Raw genomic sequence first — 5,340 nt, 5'->3', positions numbered from 1 at the left:
GGGCGTACCGGAATCAGACGCCCCTACTGTCATGGTCGGGCCGAGCGACTCAGACGTTCGCGTTCCGGCTCCTGGCCAGCGCCTTCTCCGCCAGCTTGCGGCCGAGGTCGGCATCCCCGACGGCGAACGACAGGATGTCGGCGAGGCGCACCACCTGGCCGCCCGCCCCCCATGTGCCCTCCGGGATGTCGGGCGTGAACACCCAGACGCGTTGCGGATCATGGGGATAAGCGCCCGCTTCGGCGTCCAGCACCGCTTCGGTGATCTCGGCGACCATCGCGCGGCGTCGTTCGTCGTCGAATTGACCTTCGGGCGCGGCCGTATAGAACCGGTAACGCGGTGCGTCCGTGGCCGGTTCGCCTGCGACATACATTTCAGGCCGGTGCAGGGCCAGCCATGCGATGGACCGCACGAGCGGGTTGGCCGGGTCGGCGCCCTCGTGACGAAGGACGATATCGGTGACGGTCGCGATGAGCGCCCGCTCCGCGTCAGGGGACAGCGCGCCGGCGGGGATGTAAGCGTCGATATTGGGCATGAAAGTACCTCCAAGGTTGGGATGTGGTCCGCCCGAAGCAGCGACGGGGGATGGCAACTCGGGCGAGGATCGCCTCGGTTCACCCGAGGCTTACGAGATTCGCGTGTCAGCGCGCCCCCGCCGAAGCGGGCAGCACCCCTTCCGCGACGAGACCGGCGACGACCTTGTCCGAGACGGTGCCCAATGCGCTGCCCGGCCGGATCATCACGGTGAATTCTTGAATAAGACCCTGCTCGTCCAGCTGGATCAGATCGATCCCTTGGATCTGCAAGTCGCCGACGGCCGCCCGGAAGACCAGCAGATGCGATTCGGCATCGACTCCCGCTGCCGTCTCGGCCGATCCGATGAGTTCGCCGGTGTACCGGAAGTCCTCGAAAACTTGCGTGAGCAGCACACCGAACACAGTTCGTATGACGGCGCGGCCAGCGAAAGGCGTGAACTTCATCGGGCTGTAGAAGCGGGCGTCGGCGGCGAAGAGCGGCTCCAACGCCGGAAGATCACGCGCTTCGACGGCCGCGCGGAAGGTGTCCACAGCGGACATGCGACTCGACCTCCATAGTCAATAAGTTTGCTATCAACGTTCTAGACCATATCGTCTAACGATCGCTTTGGCCAGAGGAACTTTCCTCGCATCACGAGGCTGCGCAGGCGCGAGGCCGGGCAGCGGTTTCGCCGAACCGGGATGGCACACAGCGCTGTTCGGGCAGCCACTCGCGATGCCCATCGGTGGCGACGCGACTCCACCCGCCCATGCGACCTCGGGCCTCGGTGCGGGGTTGCCGACGGGGCCGGGCGGCCTGTGCCGGTCGGGTCGCGGGCGATCCGTCGCGCGGCGAACGGGGCGCGGCCGGTGGGCGAGCCCACCCGAGGTCTGAGCATTTCCAACCCGCGGGTGGATGATCTTCCGCGCGCTCTACGAGGAGAGTTGATGGTGTCATTCCGGGACGCCTTTCCAGGGTGTCCCGAAAGCGCTCAGTTGAAGGAAAGATCATGAAATCAACCACAATGCGCGCAGCCGTCGCAGCGGTAGCGCTCGCACCTATGATCGCCCTCGGCTCAGGCGTTGCTACCTCGGCCCCGGCCGTCGAACCTCCTGTGCCCGTTCAGGTGGCGCCCGCCTCCGACCAAGTTCCCGCGCAGGTCGAGCCGGCCCTTCTGTGGTGGAACCCATTCCTCTGGTGGGTCTGCTTCGTCCCGCCGATCTTCCCGTTCGGTACGGGCATCTGCTTCGCATGACCTAGCAGCAACACGACAATGCGCCGACAACGCCGCGCGTCACACACCAGTTGGCGTGGTGACCTGTAGTAAAAGTGCTATTCGATACAGCACCTCCGACCGGACTCGATACCAGGGAAAGAACAACGACAAGGCCTGACGCCGTCGCGCCGCGAGGTCTTGTGCGAGAAATGTGCCGACGTCATTCGCGCCGCACGGGAGCGTTGCGGCTCCAGCGATGGGATGGACATGTTCAGGAAACTCGAAGTGGCCGTCCTCGCGGTGGCGGCAGTCCTGATGCCGGCCGGGGCGCAACTGGGCATCGCGCATGCCGCGGCCCCGGCGGTGCTCGGCGGCGGCTCCGGCATCGTCGTCGGCGACCAGGGCATCTGCACGCTCACCACTATCGGGCACGATGCCGCGGGTCGGCTGGTCGGTCTCACCGCGGGTCACTGCAGCGAGGCGGGCACCTCGGTCACCGCCGAGGCCAACCGGGACGCGGGCGTGGTCGGCACCTTCGCCTACACGAACCCGGAGATGGACTACGCCGTCATCGTGTTCGACCCGGACAGCGTCGTCCCTGTGAATCGCGTGGGCAACACGACGATCACCGCAGTGGGCGGGCCTGCGCAGTTCCCGGACATCGCCTGTAAGCAGGGCTACACCACGGGCCAGACCTGCGGACTCGCCTACGGCGACGTGTTCCAGACCAACAACTGGGCCTGGACCCAGATCTGTGTCCTACCCGGAGACTCCGGCGGGCCGGTGGTGGTCGGAACGACGTTGGTCGGCATGGTCAACGGCTACCTGTACGTGCCGTGCCTCGGGCCGCAGCTGGGCGGGAACATGGCCGCCATCATCGAGGACATCGACCGACGCGGTGGCGTCGGCGCGGGCTTCCGCCCGATCTGACCTGCCACCGCACCGAAAGGAGTCGCCGCTCCGACGGCGGCGCCGAGGCCGCGAACGGACCTCACCGAAATTGCCTGCTCCTACCGATCGTGATGATCGAGCACGCCGCTCTCGATGGCGCGTTCGACCAGGAATACCCGCTTCTGATTCGGCGGCAGGGCTTCGACGTCGAAAATCTTGAACAAGGCTCGCATGTGGGTTTTGACCGTGGCGACGCTCAGGCACAGATCATGGGCAACCTGCCAGTTCGACGCGGGGTAGGTGAACGTGGTCTCCGAGTCGTAAGGGCGACACAGCGCCTCGAGAATCAGATACTGGGCGTCGGTCAGCGAATTCCGGGTCGGCAGCCTGACCTGGACGACCGTTTTCTCGTCTTCGGACGGGTGGCCGTCGTTGAAGACGAATACCGATTTCCCGAGGCGAATCGAATCGCCGGACGCGAGCTTCCGAAATCCGCCGATGCGCTCGCCGTTGACGAAAGTCCCGTTCGTCGACAGCCCATTGTCGATGACGACCCAGCAACCGCCGACTCGCTCGATGATGGCGTGCAGACGCGAAACGGTCGCGTCGGCCGTCACGATGATGTCGGCGGCGTCCGACCGCCCGATCGTCATGCGGGTCGCGCCGTGATCGAGGGAAATCTCGCGCCGGCCCCCGTGGCGGTCCCGGTGGGACAGAGTGGCACAACCGTCCGGCTGTGGCCGCGCACGCGCGTCCGCTGCTGAGTACGACCCGTTACGCAGCGCCTTTTGTCCGTGTGGCGTGGACATGATGCGTAGTTCCCGTTCCGAAGTACGTCATGACTACGAGCACCCGACCCATAACACAGAATGCGCTATCTCGTGGCTAATTGCACGCGATCGTCGGATCCTGCTCCGGCAACTCCCGTGCGTGCCGCACGCTCACGGGCGGAAGACGGCTCGTACGCAGCCTTCGCGCCTGTTCTTGAACAGGTCGTAGCCGCGGACGGAGTCCTCGAGCGACATGTCGTGGGTGATCAGATACGTCGGGTCGAGCTCACCGCGCCGGACGTAGTCGAACAACAGGGGCACATACCGCTGGCCGTGCTGCTGCGCGCTGCGGATGGTCACATTCTTGGTGGTCACCGCACCCATCGGGAACTTGTCGATCATGTCGTGGACGCCGAGCACGGCGACGATCCCGCCCTTGCGGCAGGCGAGAATCGCCTCGCGCAGCGGGGTCGCGCGATCGGTCTCCAGGCGCAGCAACTGTTTGGCACGGTCGTAGATCCGGTGCAGACCCGTGCCGTGCCCCGCCATGCCGACGGCGTCGATGCATGCGTCGGGTCCGCGTCCGCCGGTCTCTTCGCGCAGCGCCTCCAGCACGCTGTCCACGGCCGTGCAGTCGATCGTCTCCGCATCGAATGCCTTGCGCGCCAACGCGAGCCGTTCGGGCAGCCGATCGATGACGACCACCCGTTCCGCACCGAGCAGACGCGCGCTGTGCCCAGCCATCAGACCCACGCCGCCGCTCCCCCACACCGCGACCGTGTCGCCCGGCGAGATGTCGCAGAAGTCGGCGCCCATGAACCCGGTCGGCACCGCGTCCGACAGGAACAGCGCCTGCTCGTCGCTCACGCCCTCGGGGACGGCGAAGCAATTCACGTCCGTGAACGGCACCCGGACGTACTGCGCGTGCGAGCCCTGATAGCCGCCGAACGGGTGGGTGGACCCGTACCTGCCCGCGGTCGGGTAGCCGAGCATCGGCTGTTGCATTTCGGCATTCGGATTCGTCGTGTCGCACAGCGAGTACAGGTCGTTGTCGCAGTACCAGCACGCGCCGCAGCCGATGAAGGACGGCACGACGACGCGCTCGCCGACCGCGTGCGCGCGGACCTCCCTGCCGATCTCCACCACCTCGCCCATGAACTCGTGACCGAACACGCTGCCTTCGCGCATGCCCGGCAGGTATCCGTCGATGACGTGCAGGTCCGAACCGCAGGTCGTGGTCAGCCGGACCCGCACGATGGCGTCGTGTGGATTGACCAGGGTCGGCTCGTCGACCGTTTCGACCGTCAGATCGTCGACACCGTTCCAGCAGAGTGCGCGCATGTCGCCTCCTCGGTCAGCGGGCGGCCGCCCATGTGCTGGGATCGTGTTCGAGAGTGGGCAGCTCACCGGTCTGCATCAGTGCGCGCGCCCGGTAGAGCGCCTTGAAGGCCGCCGCCCCGGCCAGGAAACCGGGCAGCGGCGCCGCGGCGCGGATCGTCACCTCGGTGCCGAGGCCGCGTGGCGCGTCGGCGAAATAGACCCCGATCTCGGGGCCGTCCTCGCGCGCCGCGCCGTCCTCGGCGACGTCGACGAACCGCAGGCCGTCCTCCTCTGTCACCAACATCGTCTGCCAGGTCAGCACGCCCTCGTCGCCGTACAGTAGCGTCCACTCGTAGTCCGCCGGGCTGGTCGCGCTGACGTCGCCGATATCGCCGAGCACCCGAGACAAGTTCTCGGGATCGCGCCAGAACCGCTCGACCTCGGCGCGTGGCCGGGCGACCGTCACGGTCTGCCCGCCCGCTGTCCGGCTCGCCGCATCGCGCAGTTTCCCGACCAGGTCGGTCAGTTGATCCTTGGCCGCGTCGATGTAGTACATGGACGTCCCTTCGAGCGGTCTCCTGGCACGTCCTCGGTGCCGGACTCCCGTGTGCGCTTCCCCGACCGCCT

Annotated in this window: 6 protein-coding genes; 1 reads left to right on the top strand and 5 read right to left on the bottom strand. The window is 66.8% G+C overall.

What is annotated here, in order from left to right; all coding sequences use genetic code 11:
* Positions 1-49: 49 nt before the first annotated feature.
* Together AC3ERS_RS36465 and AC3ERS_RS36460 are read right to left on the bottom strand one after the other, a co-directional pair.
* A complete protein-coding gene (locus AC3ERS_RS36465) occupies positions 50-535 on the bottom strand; it encodes a tautomerase family protein (protein ID WP_431972714.1) in 486 nt (161 codons plus the stop codon).
* A 106-nt stretch (positions 536-641) separates the two neighbouring features.
* Positions 642-1,076, bottom strand: coding sequence for a nuclear transport factor 2 family protein (locus AC3ERS_RS36460; protein ID WP_431972713.1), 435 nt, complete (start codon positions 1,074-1,076; stop codon positions 642-644).
* A 923-nt stretch (positions 1,077-1,999) separates the two neighbouring features.
* Between AC3ERS_RS36460 and AC3ERS_RS36455 the strand changes: the two genes are divergently transcribed.
* Positions 2,000-2,662, top strand: a complete 663-nt coding sequence (locus tag AC3ERS_RS36455) for a S1 family peptidase (protein WP_431972712.1) — start codon at positions 2,000-2,002, stop codon at positions 2,660-2,662.
* A gap of 80 nt (positions 2,663-2,742) precedes the next feature.
* On the opposite strand, the gene AC3ERS_RS36450 is transcribed toward AC3ERS_RS36455, so the two are convergent.
* The 3 genes from AC3ERS_RS36450 to AC3ERS_RS36440 form a co-directional block, all read right to left on the bottom strand.
* The gene (locus tag AC3ERS_RS36450) at positions 2,743-3,276 is read right to left on the bottom strand and encodes an FHA domain-containing protein (protein ID WP_431972711.1); all 534 of its coding nucleotides are present in this window, start codon (positions 3,274-3,276) and stop codon (positions 2,743-2,745) included.
* A gap of 288 nt (positions 3,277-3,564) precedes the next feature.
* Positions 3,565-4,734: a zinc-dependent alcohol dehydrogenase gene (locus tag AC3ERS_RS36445; RefSeq protein ID WP_431972710.1), complete on the bottom strand. Its 1,170-nt coding sequence runs from the start codon at positions 4,732-4,734 to the stop codon at positions 3,565-3,567.
* A gap of 13 nt (positions 4,735-4,747) precedes the next feature.
* Positions 4,748-5,269: a hypothetical protein gene (locus tag AC3ERS_RS36440; RefSeq protein ID WP_431972709.1), complete on the bottom strand. Its 522-nt coding sequence runs from the start codon at positions 5,267-5,269 to the stop codon at positions 4,748-4,750.
* Positions 5,270-5,340 lie beyond the last annotated feature (71 nt).

It is taken from the genome of Nocardia sp. bgisy134, assembly GCF_057708325.1.
The sequence above is the reverse complement of the archived record's forward strand: the minus strand, read 5'-3'. Positions and strand labels throughout refer to the sequence as shown.